This window comes from Streptomyces sp. NBC_00207, assembly GCF_045160965.1.
GTDB lineage: Bacteria > Actinomycetota > Actinomycetes > Streptomycetales > Streptomycetaceae > Streptomyces.
Map to the genome: position 1 here is coordinate 7,518,431 of NZ_CP130715.1, position 17,708 is coordinate 7,536,138.

At 72.0% G+C, this 17,708-nt stretch carries 15 protein-coding genes; 7 read left to right on the forward strand and 8 right to left on the reverse strand.

The annotated features are described in order from the left end of the window. Positions 1-72: 72 nt before the first annotated feature. From OG472_RS34945 to OG472_RS34955, 3 genes are all read right to left on the reverse strand, one after another. Positions 73-1,044 carry an acyl-ACP desaturase gene (locus tag OG472_RS34945; protein WP_401604951.1) on the reverse strand — a complete coding sequence of 324 codons (972 nt, stop codon included), beginning with the start codon at positions 1,042-1,044 and terminating at the stop codon, positions 73-75. A 244-nt stretch (positions 1,045-1,288) separates the two neighbouring features. Continuing rightward, positions 1,289-2,929, reverse strand: coding sequence for an ABC-F family ATP-binding cassette domain-containing protein (locus OG472_RS34950; protein ID WP_405942385.1), 1,641 nt, complete (start codon positions 2,927-2,929; stop codon positions 1,289-1,291). Positions 2,930-3,131: 202 nt separating this feature from the next. Further along, positions 3,132-3,548: an SsgA family sporulation/cell division regulator gene (locus OG472_RS34955; protein ID WP_401604957.1), complete on the reverse strand. Its 417-nt coding sequence runs from the start codon at positions 3,546-3,548 to the stop codon at positions 3,132-3,134. A gap of 350 nt (positions 3,549-3,898) precedes the next feature. Between OG472_RS34955 and OG472_RS34960 the strand changes: the two genes are divergently transcribed. Continuing rightward, the gene (locus tag OG472_RS34960; RefSeq protein ID WP_405942386.1) at positions 3,899-5,014 is read left to right on the forward strand and encodes a WD40/YVTN/BNR-like repeat-containing protein; all 1,116 of its coding nucleotides are present in this window, start codon (positions 3,899-3,901) and stop codon (positions 5,012-5,014) included. A gap of 37 nt (positions 5,015-5,051) precedes the next feature. Here OG472_RS34960 and OG472_RS34965 read toward each other — a convergent pair whose 3' ends face one another. Then, positions 5,052-5,351, reverse strand: coding sequence for a YciI family protein (locus tag OG472_RS34965; protein WP_401604962.1), 300 nt, complete (start codon positions 5,349-5,351; stop codon positions 5,052-5,054). A gap of 26 nt (positions 5,352-5,377) precedes the next feature. Between OG472_RS34965 and OG472_RS34970 the strand changes: the two genes are divergently transcribed. Further along, positions 5,378-6,058 carry an endonuclease V gene (locus tag OG472_RS34970; RefSeq protein WP_401604965.1) on the forward strand — a complete coding sequence of 227 codons (681 nt, stop codon included), beginning with the start codon at positions 5,378-5,380 and terminating at the stop codon, positions 6,056-6,058. Positions 6,059-6,084: 26 nt separating this feature from the next. On the opposite strand, the gene OG472_RS34975 is transcribed toward OG472_RS34970, so the two are convergent. Together OG472_RS34975 and OG472_RS34980 are read right to left on the reverse strand one after the other, a co-directional pair. Next, positions 6,085-7,284 carry a saccharopine dehydrogenase family protein gene (locus tag OG472_RS34975; RefSeq protein WP_405832885.1) on the reverse strand — a complete coding sequence of 400 codons (1,200 nt, stop codon included), beginning with the start codon at positions 7,282-7,284 and terminating at the stop codon, positions 6,085-6,087. 196 nt (positions 7,285-7,480) lie between these two features. Further along, the gene (locus OG472_RS34980) at positions 7,481-9,088 is read right to left on the reverse strand and encodes a hypothetical protein (RefSeq protein WP_401604970.1); all 1,608 of its coding nucleotides are present in this window, start codon (positions 9,086-9,088) and stop codon (positions 7,481-7,483) included. A gap of 336 nt (positions 9,089-9,424) precedes the next feature. On the opposite strand from OG472_RS34980, the gene OG472_RS34985 reads away from it, so the two are divergent. From OG472_RS34985 to OG472_RS35005, 5 genes are read left to right on the forward strand one after another with little or no spacing between them, the layout of a single operon-like run. Then, positions 9,425-10,579: a CaiB/BaiF CoA transferase family protein gene (locus OG472_RS34985; protein ID WP_401604973.1), complete on the forward strand. Its 1,155-nt coding sequence runs from the start codon at positions 9,425-9,427 to the stop codon at positions 10,577-10,579. Then, positions 10,579-11,604 (forward strand): LLM class F420-dependent oxidoreductase, encoded by a 1,026-nt coding sequence (locus OG472_RS34990; protein WP_401604975.1) that lies wholly within the window; start codon positions 10,579-10,581, stop codon positions 11,602-11,604. The genes OG472_RS34985 and OG472_RS34990 overlap by 1 nt, the downstream gene beginning before the upstream one ends. Before the next feature lie 11 nt (positions 11,605-11,615). Next, positions 11,616-12,758, forward strand: a complete 1,143-nt coding sequence (locus tag OG472_RS34995) for an acyl-CoA dehydrogenase family protein (protein ID WP_401604977.1) — start codon at positions 11,616-11,618, stop codon at positions 12,756-12,758. A 28-nt stretch (positions 12,759-12,786) separates the two neighbouring features. Then, entirely contained in the window at positions 12,787-14,001 is a 1,215-nt protein-coding gene (locus tag OG472_RS35000; RefSeq protein ID WP_401604980.1) for an acetyl-CoA C-acetyltransferase, read from the forward strand. A 51-nt stretch (positions 14,002-14,052) separates the two neighbouring features. Beyond that, complete coding sequence (locus OG472_RS35005) at positions 14,053-16,224, forward strand: 3-hydroxyacyl-CoA dehydrogenase NAD-binding domain-containing protein (protein WP_405832894.1); 2,172 nt, start codon at positions 14,053-14,055, stop codon at positions 16,222-16,224. 63 nt (positions 16,225-16,287) lie between these two features. Here the strand turns inward: OG472_RS35005 and OG472_RS35010 are convergent, their stop codons facing one another. Then, positions 16,288-16,869, reverse strand: a complete 582-nt coding sequence (locus OG472_RS35010; RefSeq protein WP_401604983.1) for a maltokinase N-terminal cap-like domain-containing protein — start codon at positions 16,867-16,869, stop codon at positions 16,288-16,290. Positions 16,870-16,927: 58 nt separating this feature from the next. Then, positions 16,928-17,653, reverse strand: a complete 726-nt coding sequence (locus OG472_RS35015) for a MerR family transcriptional regulator (RefSeq protein WP_405942387.1) — start codon at positions 17,651-17,653, stop codon at positions 16,928-16,930. Between the last annotated feature and the right edge of the window lie 55 nt (positions 17,654-17,708).

Below are 17,708 nucleotides of genomic sequence, written 5' to 3' on the forward strand. Positions count from 1 at the left end.
GACGCGAAACCCTGGCAGAGCACGGCTCTGCCAGGGCAATCGGCATCACTCGCCCGAGCGAGCGGAAACAGGTCAGGCCTTGCGGGCCGCGATCCGTGCGGCGCGGGCGGCCAGGCGCTCGTCGAACTTGCGGGCCTCGCCGTCCAGGCCGTTCATGAACAGGCCGAGCTCCTCCTGGGCCTTCTGGCCCTCGGGGCCGAGGCCGTCGATGTCCATGATCTTCAGGAAGCGGATCACGGGGCTCAGCACGTCGTCGTGGTGGATCCGCAGGTTGTAGACCCCGCCGATCGCCATCTGCGCGGCCATCCGCTCGAAGCCGGGCATGCCGTGTCCGGGCATCCGGAAGTTGACCACGACGTCCCGCACGGCCTGCATCGTCAGGTCCGGGGCGAGCTCGAAGGCCGCGCCCAGCAGGTTGCGGTAGAAGACCATGTGCAGGTTCTCGTCCTGCGCGATGCGCGCCAGCATCCGGTCGCAGACCGGGTCACCGGACTGGTGGCCGGTGTTGCGGTGCGAGATGCGGGTGGCGAGCTCCTGGAAGGCCACGTACGCCACCGAGTGCAGCATGGAGTGGCGGTTGTCGGACTCGAAGCCCTCCGACATGTGCTGCATGCGGAACGCTTCCAGCTTGTCCGGGTCCACGGCGCGCGAGGCCAGCAGGTAGTCGCGCATCACGATGCCGTGGCGGCCCTCCTCGGCCGTCCAGCGGTGCACCCAGGTGCCCCAGGCGCCGTTGCGCCCGAAAAGGCTGGCGATCTCGTGGTGGTAGCTGGGGAGGTTGTCCTCGGTCAGCAGGTTCACGACGAGCGCGATCTTGCCGATGTCGGTGACCTTGGACTGCTCCGGGTCCCAGGCCTCGCCGTCCTCGAAGAAGCCCGGGAAGTTCCGGCCGTCGCTCCACGGGACGTACTCGTGGGGCATCCAGTCCTTGGTGACCTTCAGATGGCGGTTGAGCTCCTTCTCGACCACCTCTTCCAGCGCGAACAGCAGCTTGGCGTCGGTCCACGCCTCCGAGCTGCCGAGGTGGGGAGAGGTGATCGTCACGGGTACTCCTGGGTGCAAAGCGAATTACCTACGGTTCCGTAGCCTACGGAGTCGTAGGTTAAGCGCGGCATCAAGGCCAGCCAAGTCCCGCCCAGGTGTCGGTCTGGTTACATTCAGTTATCTGTGCAGTTGGTGAGGGGTATGAGAGGGGATCGAGGGGGCGAAAACACGCCGGTGGGCGGTCTGCAGCCCTGCCTTGACGGCCGAGATTGGTACAAAGAGGCCCGGGCAGGGCGGCCGTCGATCACTCGTGCCACAGCGTTTCCCGGACCTCCTCGGCCGTGGTCGGCCGCAGCTCGCCGTCCAGCAGCAGCCACCGCGTGACGCCGATCGACTCCAGGAACGGCACGTCGTGGCTCGCCACCACCAGCGCGCCCTCGTAGGACTCCAGCGCCTGCGTCAGCTGCCGCACGCTCGACAGGTCCAGATTGTTCGTGGGCTCGTCGAGCATGAGCAGCTGCGGGGCGGGCTCCGCCAGCAGCAGGGCCGCCAGCGCCGCCCGGAACCGCTCGCCGCCCGACAGGGTGCCCGCCGGCCGGTCCGCCCGGCCACCCCGGAACAGGAAGTGCGCGAGCCGCGCCCGGATCAGGTTGTTCGTGGCCTGCGGGGCGAACCGCGCCACGTTCTCCACGACCGACCGGCTCTCGTCGAGCACGTCCAGCCGCTGCGGCAGGAACCGGGTGGTCACATGCGCCACCGCCGCCCCGGACTCCGGTGCGAGCTGCCCCGCGACCGTGCGAAGCAGCGTGGTCTTCCCCGAGCCGTTGCGGCCCACCAGGGCGATCCGCTCCGGACCCCGCAGCTCCCACTCGCCCGGTACGGAGGCCCCGTGGGTCAGGCGCAGATCGCTCAGGGTCAGCACGCGGCGCCCCGGCGGGACCCGGGTGGCGGGCAGCTCGATGCGGATCTCGTCGTCGTCGCGCACTGCCTCCACCGCCTGGTCCAGCCGCTCCTTCGCCTGCGCCAGCTTCTCGGTGTGCATGATCCGGTGCTTGCCGGCCGACTCCTGCGCGGCCCGCTTGCGCGCACCCATCACGATCTTCGGCTCGCGCTTGTTCTCGAACATCTTCTGGCCGTACCGCTTGCGCCGCGCCAGTTTGACCCGGGCGTCGGCCAGTTCGCGCTTCTGCCGCTGTACGTCGGCCTCCGCGACCCGGACCATCCGCCCGGCAGCCTCCTGCTCGGCGGCGAGCATCTCCTCGTAGTCGGTGAAGTTCCCTCCGTACCAGCGGACTTCGCCGTCGCGCAGATCGGCGATCTGGTCGACCCGCTCCAGCAGCTCGCGGTCGTGGCTGACCAGGAGCATCACCCCGGACCAGGACTCGACGGCCGCGTACAGGCGGCCCCGTGCGCGCAGGTCCAGGTTGTTGGTGGGCTCGTCCAGCAGCAGGACGTCGGGGCGCGCGAGCAGCAGCGCGGCCAGCCGCAGCAGCACGGACTCGCCGCCGGAGAGCTCGCCGACGGTGCGGTCCAGGCCGATGCCGGCGAGACCGAGCTGGTCGAGCGTGGCCAGGGCCCGCTCCTCCAGGTCCCAGTCGTCGCCGACGGCGGCGAAGTTCGCCTCGGTGGCCTCGCCCGCCTCGATGGCGTGGAGGGCGGCGCGGGCGGCGCGGATGCCGAGCGCCTCGTCCACGCGCAGCGCGGTGTCGAGGGTGACCGTCTGGGGGAGGTGACCGACCGAACCGGTGACGGCCGACTGGCCCCCGGTCGGGGTCAGTTCACCCGCGATCAGCTTCAGCAGGGTGGACTTCCCGCAGCCGTTGAGTCCGATCAGGCCGGTGCGGCCGGGACCGACGGCGAGTTGGAACCCGTCGAAGACGGGGGTGCCGTCGGGCCAGTCGAAGGACAGCGCGGAGCAGGTGATGAAAGCAGGGGCGTGACTCATGGAGGCCTCCAGGTTGCGTGAGTGGTGCGTGCAACGCGGGGAGACAGCCGACGCTCAGCCGTGGCGACAGGGGGTCACGGTGATCGGTGGTCGGTGTCTCGAACCTCAGACGAGCAATGTCCTGCTCCGTTTCGACGACAATGGGACGTCGACGAAGCTACGGGCGGCCGGAGCCGCCCGCAATCGAATAACCGGCGCCGGGTCAGCAGGTGTCGCGCATCAGCTCGGCCAGGCTGTGGTCCATGTCGAGGTAGAGGTGCTCCATACCCGGAGGCACCACGCCCGCCGCCCGCTCCAGGAAGCGGTGCAGCTCGGCCGTCAGCATCAGCACGATCGCGACGCCCTCCGCCGCGTGGAACTCGATGGTCGTCCGGTCGCCGTCGTACGGGCGCACGCGCACGTCGCCGCGGCCCGACGGACGGTCCAGCCCGGACTCCAGCAGCTCGCGGGAGAAGGTCCACGAAACCTCGACCCCCTCCAGCGTCGCCGGGGCGGGGAAGGCCATCCGCACGGCGAAAGGATCCGCACGGTCGTAGCAGAGGGTGACGGGAACGGTCTCGACCTTCGGCGCGGTGGCGACCAGACGGGCCTGTGCGGCCTGCTCGATGACAGTGATCAAGGCTCACTCCCTTGCGGCGGATCTGCTGCCGGGCCGTGGGGTGGAGCCCGGCAACCCGATAGACGCCGGAATCGGCAAATCCGTGCATGGGCCGTTGCGTGAGCTGTGTCACCGATTGGCCGGAACCCATCCGTGCGATCGCACAGAGTGACCGGTGGAGGGGAGATGCCCGAAGGAGGACCAGTGGTTCCCGCAGGCCCCGGAGGCGCCGCAGAAGGGCTGGTTAACGATCACTCCACAGGCGCAAGGCAGGCCCCGCGTCCCGCTGCTCCCCTCCCGTCCGCGCTGGTCGCGCGGGGCCGGTGAGGCGCTCTGGACGACGGATCCGGGGTGCGTTAGCTTCCGGCGCCATGAGACTTCTGGGAGTTGGAGTGGGCCTGTGCGCGGCTGCCCTGGTGGTGGGGGCGCTGGCCGCCCCCGCCCACGCCGGGGCGGACCCGGCCGGGGAACCGTCCGGCGGGGCCCCGCCGGCGCAGGACTTACGGGGCGCCGGCTGGGCGCTGAAGGAGACCGGGAAGACCGCACGCTTCCGGGGGCTCGCGGCGGTCAGCCGGAGCACGGCCTGGGCGGCCGGTTCCCAGGGGACCGTGCTGCGCACCCTGGACGGCGGGCGCAGCTGGCAGGACGTCTCGCCGCCCGGAGCGGTCGCGGAGGGGCTGGAGCTGCGCGACATCGAGGCCTTCGACGCGCGGAGAGCGGTGGCCCTGTCCATCGGGGAGGGCGAGGCCTCCAGGGTGCTGCGCACCGAGGACGGCGGCGCCACCTGGACCGAGACCTTCCGCAACCCCGACCCGCGCGCCTTCTACGACTGCCTGACCTTCTTCGACGCGCGGCACGGACTGGCGATGAGCGATCCGGTGGACGGCAGGTTCCGCATCCTGTCCACGGACGACGGCGGGCGGAACTGGCGGGTCCTGCCGACCGCGGGCATGCCCGAGGCGCTGCCCGGCGAGGCGGGCTTCGCCGCGAGCGGCCAGTGCCTGGTCAGCGCGGGCCCGCGGGACGTCTGGCTGGCCACGGGCGGCGGGGCGAGCGCACGGGTCCTGCACTCCGCGGACCGCGGTCTGACCTGGCGGGTCGCCGAGTCCACCGTCCCGGCGGGCGACCCGGCGCGCGGGGTCTTCGCCCTCGCCTTCCGCGACCGTACGAGGGGACTCGCGGTCGGCGGCGACTACCGCACCGGGCAGGCCTCCCCGCAGGCCGCGGCCGTCTCCTCCGACGGCGGACGCACCTGGCGCCGGGCGGCGGCCCCGCCGCCCGCCTACCGCTCGGGCGCGGCCTGGTTCCCGTACAGCAGGGGGACGGCCCTCGCGGTGGGGCCGACGGGTACGGACGTGACCACGGACGGCGGCGGCAGCTGGCGGCCGCTGGAGCCGGGGTCCTTCGACACGGTCGACTGTGCGCCGGACACGGGATGCTGGGCGGCGGGGGAGAAGGGGCGGGTGGCACGGCTGGAGCGGCGCTGACCGGCCGCGCCCTGCACCGGCCGCGTCGTCGCGCCGGCTACGCCACCGGGTTCTCCCGCACCGTCGCCAGGTCCGACGAGGTCTTCGTCGCGATGAACTCGGTGATGCGGTAGGCGCAGACGCCCGCCACCGTGAAGGGGTCCTCGGCCGCGATCTTCTCGATCTCGGCCCGGGACACCCCGCCGGCCAGGATCACACCCCCGTCGCGCGGGACCTTGCGCCCCGACGCGAGGAAGACGCCCGCGGCGTAGTAGCCGTCCAGCCAGGCGATGTGGGCGTCCATCTCCTCCTCGACGGCCTCGATGGGTGCGGTGTAGCTGAGCTCCATGACGAACATGATCGCCAGGCTACTCTCGCTCCATCATGACGAGTGTGAAGACCCCCGCCGACGAGGCCGAGGCCCGGGCGATACAAGACGAACTACGCCATCAGGTCGTGCTCACCGAGCCCGGCCCCCGACCCGGCCGCGGGCTGGTCGCGGGAGTGGACGTGGCCTACGACGACGAGCGCGACCTGGTCGCCGCCGCGGCCGTGGTGCTCGACGCCGCCACCCTGGAGGTCGTCGAGGAGGCCACGGCCGTCGGGCACGTCAGCTTCCCGTACGTGCCCGGGCTGCTCGCCTTCCGCGAGCTGCCGACCGTACTGGCCGCCCTCGACGCCCTGACCACCGGGCCCGGCCTCGTCGTCTGCGACGGCTACGGCCTCGCCCACCCGCGCGGCTTCGGCCTCGCCTGCCACCTCGGCGTGGTCACCGGGCTCCCGGCGATCGGCGTCGCGAAGAATCCGTTCACCTTCACCTACGAGGAACCGGGCGCCCGGCGGGGCGACGCCGCCGCGCTGCTCGCGGCCGACGGGGCCGAGGTCGGGCGGGCGCTGCGGACGCAGGACGGGATCAAGCCGGTCTACGTCTCCGTCGGGCACCGGGTCTCGCTGGACAACGCCTGCGCGCACGTCCTGGCCCTGAGCCCCCGCTTCCGGATCCCCGAGACCACCCGGCACGCCGACTCCCTGTGCCGGCGCGCCCTGCGCGAGGCCACCGCCTAGGCCTTCGCCCCGGTCCACCGCGCACGTCAGCGGGCGTCGGCCACCCGGAAGGCGATACCCGCCTTCTGCAGGCGGGCGGTGAGGGCGTCGCCCATCGCCACGGCCGTCGTCAGCTGTCCGGCGGCCTCCGGCAGGGCGTCGTAGGCCAGGCACAGCGCCGACTCCGCCAGCATCTTCGCGGTCTCCGTGTAGCCCGGGTCGCCGCCCGACACCTCGGTGAACACCCGCCGGCCGCCGCCCTCGCCGACGAACCGCAGGCTGAACCAGCTGCGCGCACGGCGTTCGGCGTCCGGCCCCAGGCCCGGCTCCCAGCGGTTCATCAGCCACTGCCGGGCCGGCGGCACCTGCGCCAGGGCCACCGTCGCACCCAGCGCCGCCGTGCCGCCGACCGCGACCGGGAGGTGCTTGACGGAGGCGTAGTGCCGGTAGCGGAAGTCCGGGCCGTACCGCTCCAGGGCGGCCGCCGAGCGGGCCACGATCCGCGGGTCCAGGGTGGGCAGGGGCATCGCCCAGGTGCCGGTCTCCCGGCTGAACCGCGGCGCGCCCACCGGCCCGCGGGCCCGCCGCCCCAGCAGCCGGGGCTCGTGCAGCCGGCGCTGCCGGGCGGCCGCCACGGTCTGGGGGCCGCGGGACAGCGCGGTCAGCGCGGAGGCCAGGGTGCCGCCGGAGAAGAGCGCGTTGGACCGTACGAACCCGTCGACCGTCAGCGGCACGCCTTCCGGCAGCTGACGGACCGTGAAGTAGGCCCCGAGGTCGGCCGGGATCGAGTCGAAGCCGCAGGCGTGGACGAGCCGCGCTCCGGTCTCCCGGGCCCGTGCGTCGTGCTCCACGTACATCCGGTCCACGAACTCGGGCTCGCCGGTGAGGTCCACGTAGTCCGTGCCCGCCTCGGCGCAGGCGGCCACGAGCTCCGCCCCGTACCAGACGTACGGCCCCACGGTCGTGGCCAGCACCCGCGTGGAGGCGGCGAGCTCGCGCAGGGCCCCGGCATCGGCCGCGTCCGCCCGCAGCAGCGGCAGCCCCGCGCACGCCGGATCGATCGCGGCCAGCCGCTCGCGCAGCCGCTCCAGCTTCGCGAGGTCCCGGCCGGCGAGGGCCCACCGGCAGCCGGCGGGCGCCTGCGCGGCCAGGTACTCGGCGGTGAGCGCCCCCACGAACCCGGTGGCGCCGAAGAGCACGACGTCGTAGGCCCGTTCCGGTCGGTCCTGCGGGACCCGTGCGTTCATGAGCGCTCCTCCCAGGTGGTGGCGGTGGTGCCGGTGGCCGAGGCTAGCGTGACGCTCGGCCGCCCGTGCGAGCAGGTGACGAGAACCGCTCGCGGCGGGCGTCGCCCGCGGCAAGAGCCGCCTGCGACGAGAACAGCGCCCCGGGAACGGCCTTGCGGCCGCGCCCGGGGCGCTGTGGGAACCGCCTGTCGGCGGATCAGCCCTGCTGGTACAGGCCGAAGAGGTCGACGACGAGGTCGATGTCCTCCCAGCCCTGGTTCCAGAAGTCGATGATGCCGTTGGCCCCGGTGCTCGCCTGGACCAGGTTCGGGACGGTGTCGCCCTTCACCCAGTTCAGGTTGGAGGAGTTGGGCGGCGTCGGCCAGGACTCCGTGCCGTTGTCGTAGTCGTCGATCGAGTTCGGGTCGGGGGTGACCGTGAGGAACCCGTCGCCGTTCGTGTTCGTGACCGTGGAGTTCATCACGAAGCCCGTGATGCTCGGCGCGTTGAACGAGAGCGGCATGTAGACGTAGCTACGGGCGCCCAGCGGGCCGAAGGCCCACTGCTGCGGGTCGCGGGTGTCGAGCAGGCGCTCCGGCTCGAGCGGCACGAAGGCGCTCGTGCTGTCGGTGCTGTAGAAGCCGACGACGTCGACGACGACGTCGGTGCCCGCCCAGGCGCCGTTGAAGACGCTGATCTTGCCGTCCGCGCCCACGGGCACGATCACCGAGTTGGCGACCGTCTGACCGGGGGTGAAGTTCAGGTTCGACGCGGTCGGGGTGGCGCCGCCGCTCGGGAAGACCGACAGGTGGCCGGCTTCCTTCGGGTTGGTGACCGTCACGTTGAGCGCCACGGCGGTGATGCCCTGGGGCACGCCGAGCCGGCCGCCGATCTGGGTGGAGAACGTCTTGCGGCCGCCGAGCTGGCCCTTGACCGTGCCGAGGCCCTCGCGGGTGTCGACGAAGCGGGACGGGGTGATCGGGGTGTAGCCGCTGGACGCGGTGGCGCTGAAGTAGCCCGTGACGTCCGCGATCAGGTCGACCGACTGCGAGCCGCGGTTGGCGAGCTCGACGTAGCCGTTCTTGCCGACCGGCACGATGACCAGGTTCGGGACGGTCTGGCCGGCCTTGAAGTTGACGTTCGACGTGGTCGGACGGGTGGTGCCCTCGGCGAAGGCCGTGATGTGGCCGGCGCTGGTGGTGTTGGTGACGGTGATGTTGAGGACCACGGCGGTGACCCCGGCCGGGATCCCGCCGTTGCCGCCGACCTTCACGCGGGTCGAGCCGTACGGCGCGACCTTGCCCTTGACCGCGCCGGTGCCGTCGCGGGTGTCCAGCAGGCGGGTGGGCGCGTACGGGGTGAAGTCCGTGCCCTGGGTGACGAACGTGACGTCGTTGACGACCGAGACGGCGTTCGCGGTGTCCTTGACGGTGACCTTGATCGGGTAGGAGCCGACCTCGGCGTAGGTGTGGGCCGTGGTCAGCGTGGTCTCGCCGGACGCGCTGAGCACGTCCGTCTTGCCGTCGCCCCAGGCGATGGTGACCTCGAGCGTGCTGGGTGCGCTCGTGATGACGGTGTCCAGCTCGACCCCGTGCGCCGTGGTGCCGTACGCGTACACGCCGACCGCGAGGTCGGGGTTGGCGGCGACGGACTGCGCCTGCGGAGCGGCGGCCGCCCCGGCCTTGCCGGCGGGCAGGGCCTTGCGGACCGAGCGCTCGGCAGGGCTGGTGAAGGCGTGGCCCTTCGACTTGGACCCCTTGGCCAGGTCCAGGTCGGGAACGGTCGCACCGTGAGCGTCGGGCTGGGCCGGGTCGGCCTGGGCCACGCCCGGGATGAGACCAACGCCTGCCGCGATGGCGGCGGCGGAAATTACAAGTCGGCGACGGCGCACCGGCCCCCCATTATCTCTGGTTGAACGCTTGAACAAGTTCGAAAGCGTGTTCAGAGTACACAGTCGCGCGGCGATTGATCAGGGGGGTGGCCTTACAGTCTGACCTTGCTTTTCCCGACCCCGACACGCCGGTGCCGAGCGATACCGCCCCAACGCCGCCCGGGGGCTTGTGCTCGGTGGAACACGTTCCTAGCATCACCGGTGTTACATCAGTTGTGTCACACAGTCGCACACCACGGACACGATCCACACGGAGACGCTGGGGGCTCGATGGCAGTGACAGGGAACGGCGCCGGGGACGCGGGCGGGCGGGGCCCGCTCGCCGGACTGCGCGTCGTCGAGCTGGCGGGCATCGGTCCCGGACCGTTCGCCGCCATGCTCCTCGCCGACCTGGGCGCGGACGTCGTACGGGTGGACCGGCCCGGAGGCGGCGCTCTCGCGGTCGACCCGGCCTACGACCTCACCAACCGCGGCAAGCGCTCCGTCCTGGTCGACCTCAAGTCCGCCGACGGGCCCGCCCGCGTCCTGGACCTGGTCGAGCGGGCCGACGTCCTCGTCGAGGGGTTCCGCCCCGGGGTCGCCGAGCGGCTCGGCGTCGGCCCGGCCGAGTGCCACGCCCGCAATCCGAGGCTCGTCTACGGCCGGATGACCGGCTGGGGCCAGGGCGGCCCGCTCGCGCAGACCGCGGGGCACGACATCGCGTACATCGCCGTCACCGGCGCCCTCGGCATGATCGGCAACCCGGGCGAGCCCCCGGCGGTGCCCGCCAACCTGGTCGGGGACTACGCCGGCGGCTCGCTCTACCTCGTGATCGGGGTCCTCGCCGCCCTCCAGCACGCCCGGGCCACCGGCACCGGGCAGGTCGTCGACGCGGCCATCGTCGACGGCACCGCCCACCTCACCGCCATGATCCACGGGATGATGGCGGCCGGCGGCTGGCAGGACCGCCGCGGGGCCAACCTGCTCGACGGCGGCTGCCCCTTCTACGGCACCTACGAGACCTCCGACGGCGGGTACATGGCGGTCGGCGCGCTGGAGCAGCAGTTCTACGACACCTTCACGGAGCTCCTCGGCATCGCGGACCGGGCCCCGGCCCGCAAGGACACGGCCCGCTGGGGCGAGCTGCGCGAGGTGGTCGCCGCACGCTTCAGGACCCGTACGCGCGAGGAGTGGACCGCGGTCTTCGAGGGCACCGACGCCTGCGTGGCGCCCGTGCTCTCGCTGCGCGAGGCCCCGCACCACCCGCACCTGGCCGCCCGCGGGACCTTCACCGAATTCGGCGGGATCGTCCAGCCCGCCCCCGCACCCCGGTTCTCGGCGACCCCGGCAGCCGTCACCGCGGGCCCCGCCCAGCCGGGGGCGGACACCGGGAGCGTGGCCCGCGACTGGGACGTGCCCGCCCTCGCCGCCAAGGAGGTGGACTGATGGAACTGTCGATGCTGCTCGACTACGCCGGGGACCCGCGCCGGGCCGCCGACGAGGCCGCGGCCCTGGAGTCGGCCGGCCTCGACGCCGTGTGGGTGGCCGAGGCCTGGGGCTTCGACTCCCCGACGATCATGGGCTACCTGGCCGCACGCACCGAGCGGCTGAAGATCGGCTCGGCGATCCTCAACGTCTACTCGCGCACCCCCGGCCTGATCGCCCAGACGGCCGCCGGACTGGACGCACTCTCGGGCGGCCGGGCGCTGCTCGGGCTCGGCGCCTCCGGCCCGCAGGTCGTCGAGGGCTGGCACGGGAAGCCGTACGACAAGCCGCTCGGCCGCACCCGCGAGACGGTCGGCCTGTGCCGGCGCATCTGGCGGCGCGAGACGATCGACCACCACGGCATCACCGACATGCCGCTGCCCCCGGAGCGGGGCAGCGGGCTCGGCAAGCCCCTGAAGATCCTCACCCGGCCGGTGCGCGACACGATCCCCGTCTACATCGCCTCGCTCGGCCCGGCCAACGTGCGGCTGACCGCCGAGATCGCCGACGGCTGGCTGCCCACCCTCTTCATCCCCGAGAAGGCCGCGGCGGTGTGGGGCGGGCCCCTCGCCGAGGGCGCGGCGAAGCGGGCGCCGGAGCTCGGCCCGCTGCAGACCGTCGCCGGGGGCCTGCTCGCCATCGGCGAGGACGCGGCCGCCGTACGGGACCTGGCGCGCCCGCAGATCGCCCTGTACGTCGGCGGCATGGGCGCGGTCGGCAAGAACTTCTACAACGACCTCGCCGTGGCCTACGGCTACGAGGAGGAGGCCCGGAAGATCCAGGAGCTCTACCTCTCCGGCCGCAAGCGCGACGCGGCCGCCGCCGTACCGGACGAGTTCTGCGAACTGATGACCCTGTGCGGGCCCGAAGGGTACGTGCGCGAGCGCGTCGAGGCCTTCCGCGAGGCGGGCGTCACCATGCTCAACGTCACGCCCGTCGGTCCCGAGCCGGCCCGGCTGATCGAAACCGTCAAGAACTGGCTTTAGGGAGCCGACCGATGAAACGCCAGATCTTCGACGCCGACCACGAGGCGTTCCGCGAGACCGTGCGCACCTTCCTCACCAAGGAGGTGCTGCCGCACTACGAGCAGTGGGAGAAGGACGGCATCGTCAGCCGCGAGGCCTGGCGGGCCGCGGGCCGCCAGGGGCTGCTCGGCCTCGCCGTCCCCGAGGAGTACGGCGGCGGGGGGAACACCGACTTCCGCTACGCCGCCGTCATCGCCGAGGAGTTCACCCGCGCGGGCGCCCCGGGACTGGCCATCGGCCTGCACAACGACATCATCGGGCCGTACCTGACCTCGCTCGCCACCGAGGACCAGAAGCGCCGCTGGCTGCCCGGCTTCTGCTCCGGGGAGACCATCACCGCCATCGCGATGACCGAGCCGGGCGCGGGCTCCGACCTCCAGGGGATCCGCACCACCGCGGAGGACCGCGGCGACCACTGGGTGCTGAACGGCTCCAAGACCTTCATCTCCAACGGCATCCTCGCCGACCTGGTGATCGTGGTCGCCAAGACCACCCCCGAGGGCGGGGCGCACGGACTGTCGCTGCTGGTCGTCGAGCGCGGCGCGGAGGGTTTCGAGCGCGGCCGCAACCTCGACAAGATCGGCCAGAAGTCCCAGGACACCGCCGAACTGTTCTTCCACGACGTGCGCGTCCCGAAGGAGAACCTGCTCGGCGAGCTGAACGGCGCCTTCGTCCACCTGATGACCAATCTCGCGCAGGAGCGGATGGGCATCGCGATGGCCGGCATCGCGGCCGCCGAGTACCTGCTGGAGATCACCACCCAGTACGTGAAGGAGCGCGAGGCCTTCGGCCGCCCGCTGTCCAAGCTCCAGCACATCCGCTTCGAGATCGCGGAGATGGCCACCGAGGTCGCCGTCACCCGGACCTTCCTCGACCGGTGCATCACCGACCACTCGAACGGCGAACTGGACCACGTGCACGCCTCGATGGCCAAGTGGTGGGCCACCGAGCTGCAGAAGCGCGTCGCCGACCGCTGTCTGCAACTCCACGGCGGATACGGATACATGACCGAATACCGGGTCGCGCGGGCCTTCACCGACGGCCGGATCCAGACCATCTACGGCGGCACGACCGAGATCATGAAAGAGATCATCGGCCGCTCCCTCCTCGGCTAAGACCCAGACCTCCCGAAAGGCTTGACCAGTGAGCACCGAAGCTTACGTATACGACGCGATCCGCACCCCGCGCGGCCGCGGCAAGGCCAATGGCGCCCTGCACGGCACCAAGCCGATCGATCTCGTCGTCGGGCTCATCGAGGCCCTGCGCGAGCGCAACCCCGGCCTGGACCCCGCCACCATCGACGACATCGTGCTCGGCGTGGTCGGCCCGGTCGGTGACCAGGGCTCCGACATCGCCCGGATCGCGGCCATCGCCGCCGGTCTCCCGGACACCGTGGCCGGCGTACAGGAGAACCGCTTCTGTGCCTCCGGCCTGGAGGCCGTCAACCTGGCCGCCGCCAAGGTCCGCTCCGGCTGGGAGGACCTGGTCCTGGCGGGCGGCGTGGAGTCCATGTCCCGCGTCCCGATGGCCTCGGACGGCGGCGCCTGGTTCAACGACCCGATGACGAACTGGGACGTCAACTTCGTCCCGCAGGGCATCGGCGCCGACCTGATCGCCACGATCGAGGGATTCTCCCGGCGGGACGTGGACGAGTACGCGGCCCTCTCGCAGGAGCGCGCCGCCGCCGCCATCAAGGACGGCCGCTTCGCGAAGTCCGTGGTCCCGGTCACCGACCGCAACGGCCTGATCGTCCTGGACCACGACGAGTTCGTCCGCCCCGGCACCACCGCCGACACCCTCGCCAAGCTGAAGCCCTCCTTCGCGGACATCGGCGAGCTGGGCGGCTTCGACGCCGTCGCGCTGCAGAAGTACCACTGGGTCGAGAAGATCGACCACGTCCACCACGCGGGCAACTCCTCCGGCATCGTCGACGGCGCCTCGCTCGTCGCCATCGGCTCCCGCGAGGCGGGCGAGCGCAACGGACTGACCCCGCGCGCCCGGATCGTCTCGGCCGCCGTGTCCGGCTCCGAGCCCACCATCATGCTCACGGGCCCGGCCCCCGCCACCCGCAAGGCCCTCGCCAAGGCCGGACTGACCATCGACGACATCGACCTGGTCGAGATCAACGAGGCGTTCGCCGGCGTCGTCCTGCGCTTCGTCAAGGACATGGGCCTGTCCCTCGACAAGGTCAACGTCAACGGCGGCGCCATCGCGCTCGGCCACCCGCTCGGCGCCACCGGCGCGATGATCCTCGGCACGATCGTCGACGAGCTGGAGCGCCAGGACAAGCGCTACGGCCTCGTCACCCTCTGCGTCGGCGGCGGCATGGGCGTCGCCACCATCGTCGAACGTCTCTGATCAGCCCTGTTCCCCCTGCCCCCCGGACCTTCCGAAACGAAAGCAGTGACCATGAGCGAGTCCACCACGATCCGCTGGGAACAGGACGAGACCGGCGTCGTCACCCTGATCCTCGACGACCCGGGCCAGTCCGCCAACACGATGAACCAGGCCTTCAAGGACTCGATCGCGGCGATCGCCGACCGCGCCGAGGCCGAGAAGGACTCCATCCGCGGCATCATCTACACCTCCGCCAAGAAGACCTTCTTCGCGGGCGGCGACCTCAAGGACATGATCCGGCTGCGCCCCGAGCACGCGCAGCTCGCCTTCGACACCGGCACCGCCATCAAGCGCTCGCTGCGCCGCATCGAGACCCTCGGCAAGCCCGTCGTCGCCGCGATCAACGGCGCGGCCCTGGGCGGCGGTTACGAGATCTGCCTCGCCTCCCACCACCGCGTCGCCCTCGACGCCCCCGGCTCCAAGATCGGCCTGCCCGAGGTCACCCTCGGCCTCCTCCCGGCCGGCGGCGGTGTCACCCGTACCGTCCGCCTGATGGGCATCGCCGACGCGCTGCTCAAGGTGCTGCTCCAGGGCACCCAGTACAACCCGAAGCGCGCCCTGGACAACGGCCTGGTCCACGAACTGGCCGCCACCCCCGAGGAGATGCTCGCCAAGGCCCGCGCCTTCATCGACGCGAACCCCGAGTCGCAGCAGCCCTGGGACGTACCCGGCTACAAGATCCCGGGCGGTACGCCGTCCAACCCGCGGTTCGCCGCGAACCTCCCGGCCTTCCCGGCCAACCTGAAGAAGCAGCTGAACGGGGCCCCGTACCCGGCCCCGCGCAACATCCTGGCCTGCGCCGTCGAGGGCGCCCAGGTGGACTTCGAGACCGCGCTGACCATCGAGGCCCGCTACTTCACCGAGCTGGTCACCGGGCAGACCGCCAAGAACATGATCCAGGCCTTCTTCTTCGACCTCCAGGCCGTCAACGCGGGCCGCAGCCGCCCGCAGGGGATCGAGCCGCGCAGGGTCCGCAAGGTCGCCGTCCTCGGCGCCGGCATGATGGGCGCGGGCATCGCCTACTCCTGCGCCCGCGCGGGCATCGACGTGGTGCTGAAGGACGTCAGCGCCGAGGCCGCCGCCAAGGGCAAGGCGTACTCCGAGAAGCTCCTCGACAAGGCCGTCTCCCGCGGCCGGAGCACCGAGGCCCAGCGCGCCGAGCTGCTCGCCCGGATCACCCCGACCGCGGACGCCGCCGACCTGGCCGGCTGCGACGCCGTCATCGAGGCCGTCTTCGAGGACACCTCCCTCAAGCACAAGGTGTTCCAGGAGATCCAGGACGTCATCGCGCCCGACGCGCTGCTGTGCTCCAACACCTCCACCCTGCCGATCTCCGGCCTCGCGGAAGGCGTGAAGCGGCCCGCCGACTTCATCGGGCTGCACTTCTTCTCGCCCGTCGACAAGATGCCGCTCGTCGAGATCATCAAGGGGGAGCAGACCGGGGACGAGGCCATCGCCCGAGCCTTCGACCTGGTCCGCCAGATCAACAAGACCCCGATCGTGGTCAACGACTCGCGCGGCTTCTTCACCTCGCGCGTCATCGGCCAGTTCATCAACGAGGGCGTGGCCATGGTCGGCGAGGGCATCGAGCCCGCCTCGGTCGAACAGGCCGCGGCGCAGGCCGGCTACCCGGCCAAGGTGCTCTCCCTGATGGACGAGCTGACCCTGACCCTGCCGCGCAAGATCCGCAACGAGACCCGCAAGGCCTTCGAGGCCGAGGGCCGGGCCTGGACCGAGCACCCCGCCGACACCGTCATCGACCGGATGGTCGACGAGTTCGGCCGCCCGGGCCGCAGCGGCGGGGCCGGCTTCTACGAGTACGACGACGCGGGCAAGCGGGCCCGCATCTGGCCGGGCCTGCGCGAGCACTTCGCGAAGCCGGACGCCGAGATCCCCTTCGAGGACATGAAGGAGCGGATGCTCTTCTCGGAGGCGGTCGACACCGTGCGCTGCCTCGACGAGGGTGTCCTCACCTCGATCGCCGACGCCAACATCGGCTCCATCATGGGCATCGGCTTCCCGGCCTGGACCGGCGGCGTGATCCAGTACATCAACGGCTACGAGGGCGGCCTGCCGGGCTTCGTCGCCCGCGCCCGCGAGCTCGCCGAGAAGTACGGTGAGCGCTTCACCCCGCCGGCCTCCCTCGTGGAGAAGGCCGAGCGCGGCGAGACGTACGGCGACTGAGCGCACGGCGGCGTACCGCGGTCCCGGGGGCGGTTGCCGCCCCGGGACCGAGGTACGGCGGGGTCAGCGCTTGGCGAGGGACGCGAACACGCCCCGGTGCGCGGTCCCGTCCGGGCCGGTCCAGCCCGCGGTGACCTCGCCGAGGGGCTCGGCCGCCGGTGCCGCGTCCCCGAGCACGCGCGTCACGGTGAGCGCGTCGGCGCCCGCCGGCTCCGGTCCGTCGTACCGCGCGGTGACGGTGGGGTCCGGAGTGTCGCTCAGGCTCTGCGCCTGCGGCGTGGCGCGGCCCTGGAAGAGCGCGAGCAGCTGCGCCGTCAGCACCGGGTCGTGCGGCCCGTCGTACACCCAGCGGCGTCCCAGGACGCCGTGCTCGGTGGTGCCGACCAGGGCCGCCTCGGCGCCCGCCAGCGGCGCGCCGCGGTAGGTGAGCGGCACGTGGTACGCCGTCGGCTCCCCGCCGGAGGTGTCGGTGACCACCATGAACTCGATGCCCACCTCGCCCTCGGGGTCGTCGAGCCGGAAACCGCCCGCGCGGGCCAGGACCGGCGGCCGTCCGGTGGGCAGGTACCAGGGCTGGGCCGGCAGCCACGCGGCAAGCAGCTCCAGCTTGCCGGGGCTCATCGTGGTCTTGTGGATGATCGCCATGATGGTGAACCTACCTGGCGGGGTGCCCTGTTGGGCGACCGGGTGGGGCTGCGGGGCGTCACGCCTCCGGGGCGAACGCCGCCTTCAGCTCCTCCTTCAGCGACCGCTGGAAGGCCGTCACCAGGGCCTGGACCACCATCGGCTGCATGTGCGCCGACAGCGCCTTCATCGACTCCACCCGCTCCGGATCGCTCTCGTCCCGGGTGAACGGGCCCCACACCTCGTCCCGGAACAGCGTCGTCAGCTCGTGCGCGGCCGACCTGGTGTGCTCCACCAGCACCCGGCGCGCCGCCAGGATCGTCTCGTGCGCGATCGGCACGTCGAGCAGCGCGACCCCCAGCCGCAGCAGCCCCACGTCCACCCGGAACCCGTCGCCCGACGCGACGAGCACGTTCATCGCCGTCAGCCGCCGGACGTCCGTGTCCGACAGGCTCCGCCCGGCCCGCTTCTCCAGCTCCTCGCGCGAGACCTCCTGGGCCGCGTCCGGGGCCCAACTGGCCACCATTGCGCGGTGGATCGCCAGGTCGTGCGCGCTCAGGTCGTCCGGCAGCGCGTCCAGATAGCGCTCGATGGCGGACAGGGTCATGCCCTGGTGCTGGAGCTCCTCGATCAGGGCCAGCCGGGACAGGTGCTCCGGCCCGTAGTGCCCCACCCGACGAGGGCCGATCACGGGAGGGGGCAAAAGCCCGCGGGTGCTGTAGAACCGTACGGTGCGCACGGTGACGCCCGCCCTGGCCGCCAGCTCGTCGACGGTGAGCATCGGCTCGGTTGCCTGGTCGGCCATCGTCTGCGCCTCGCTCTCTGCTCCACAGCTTGGGTTCAACAGTATTGCTGTCGCA

Bases quoted from the DNA above. Each gene is read 5' to 3' on its own strand.
- OG472_RS34950 (WP_405942385.1), bottom strand. From the start codon at position 2,929: ATGAGTCACGCCCCTGCTTTCATCACCTGCTCCGCGCTGTCCTTCGAC.
- OG472_RS34960 (WP_405942386.1), top strand. From the start codon at position 3,899: ATGAGACTTCTGGGAGTTGGAGTGGGCCTGTGCGCGGCTGCCCTGGTG.
- OG472_RS34965 (WP_401604962.1), bottom strand. From the start codon at position 5,351: ATGTTCGTCATGGAGCTCAGCTACACCGCACCCATCGAGGCCGTCGAG.
- OG472_RS34970 (WP_401604965.1), top strand. From the start codon at position 5,378: ATGACGAGTGTGAAGACCCCCGCCGACGAGGCCGAGGCCCGGGCGATA.
- OG472_RS34975 (WP_405832885.1), bottom strand. From the start codon at position 7,284: ATGAACGCACGGGTCCCGCAGGACCGACCGGAACGGGCCTACGACGTC.
- OG472_RS34985 (WP_401604973.1), top strand. From the start codon at position 9,425: ATGGCAGTGACAGGGAACGGCGCCGGGGACGCGGGCGGGCGGGGCCCG.
- OG472_RS34990 (WP_401604975.1), top strand. From the start codon at position 10,579: ATGGAACTGTCGATGCTGCTCGACTACGCCGGGGACCCGCGCCGGGCC.
- OG472_RS34995 (WP_401604977.1), top strand. From the start codon at position 11,616: ATGAAACGCCAGATCTTCGACGCCGACCACGAGGCGTTCCGCGAGACC.
- OG472_RS35005 (WP_405832894.1), top strand. From the start codon at position 14,053: ATGAGCGAGTCCACCACGATCCGCTGGGAACAGGACGAGACCGGCGTC.
- OG472_RS35010 (WP_401604983.1), bottom strand. From the start codon at position 16,869: ATGGCGATCATCCACAAGACCACGATGAGCCCCGGCAAGCTGGAGCTG.
- OG472_RS35015 (WP_405942387.1), bottom strand. From the start codon at position 17,653: ATGGCCGACCAGGCAACCGAGCCGATGCTCACCGTCGACGAGCTGGCG.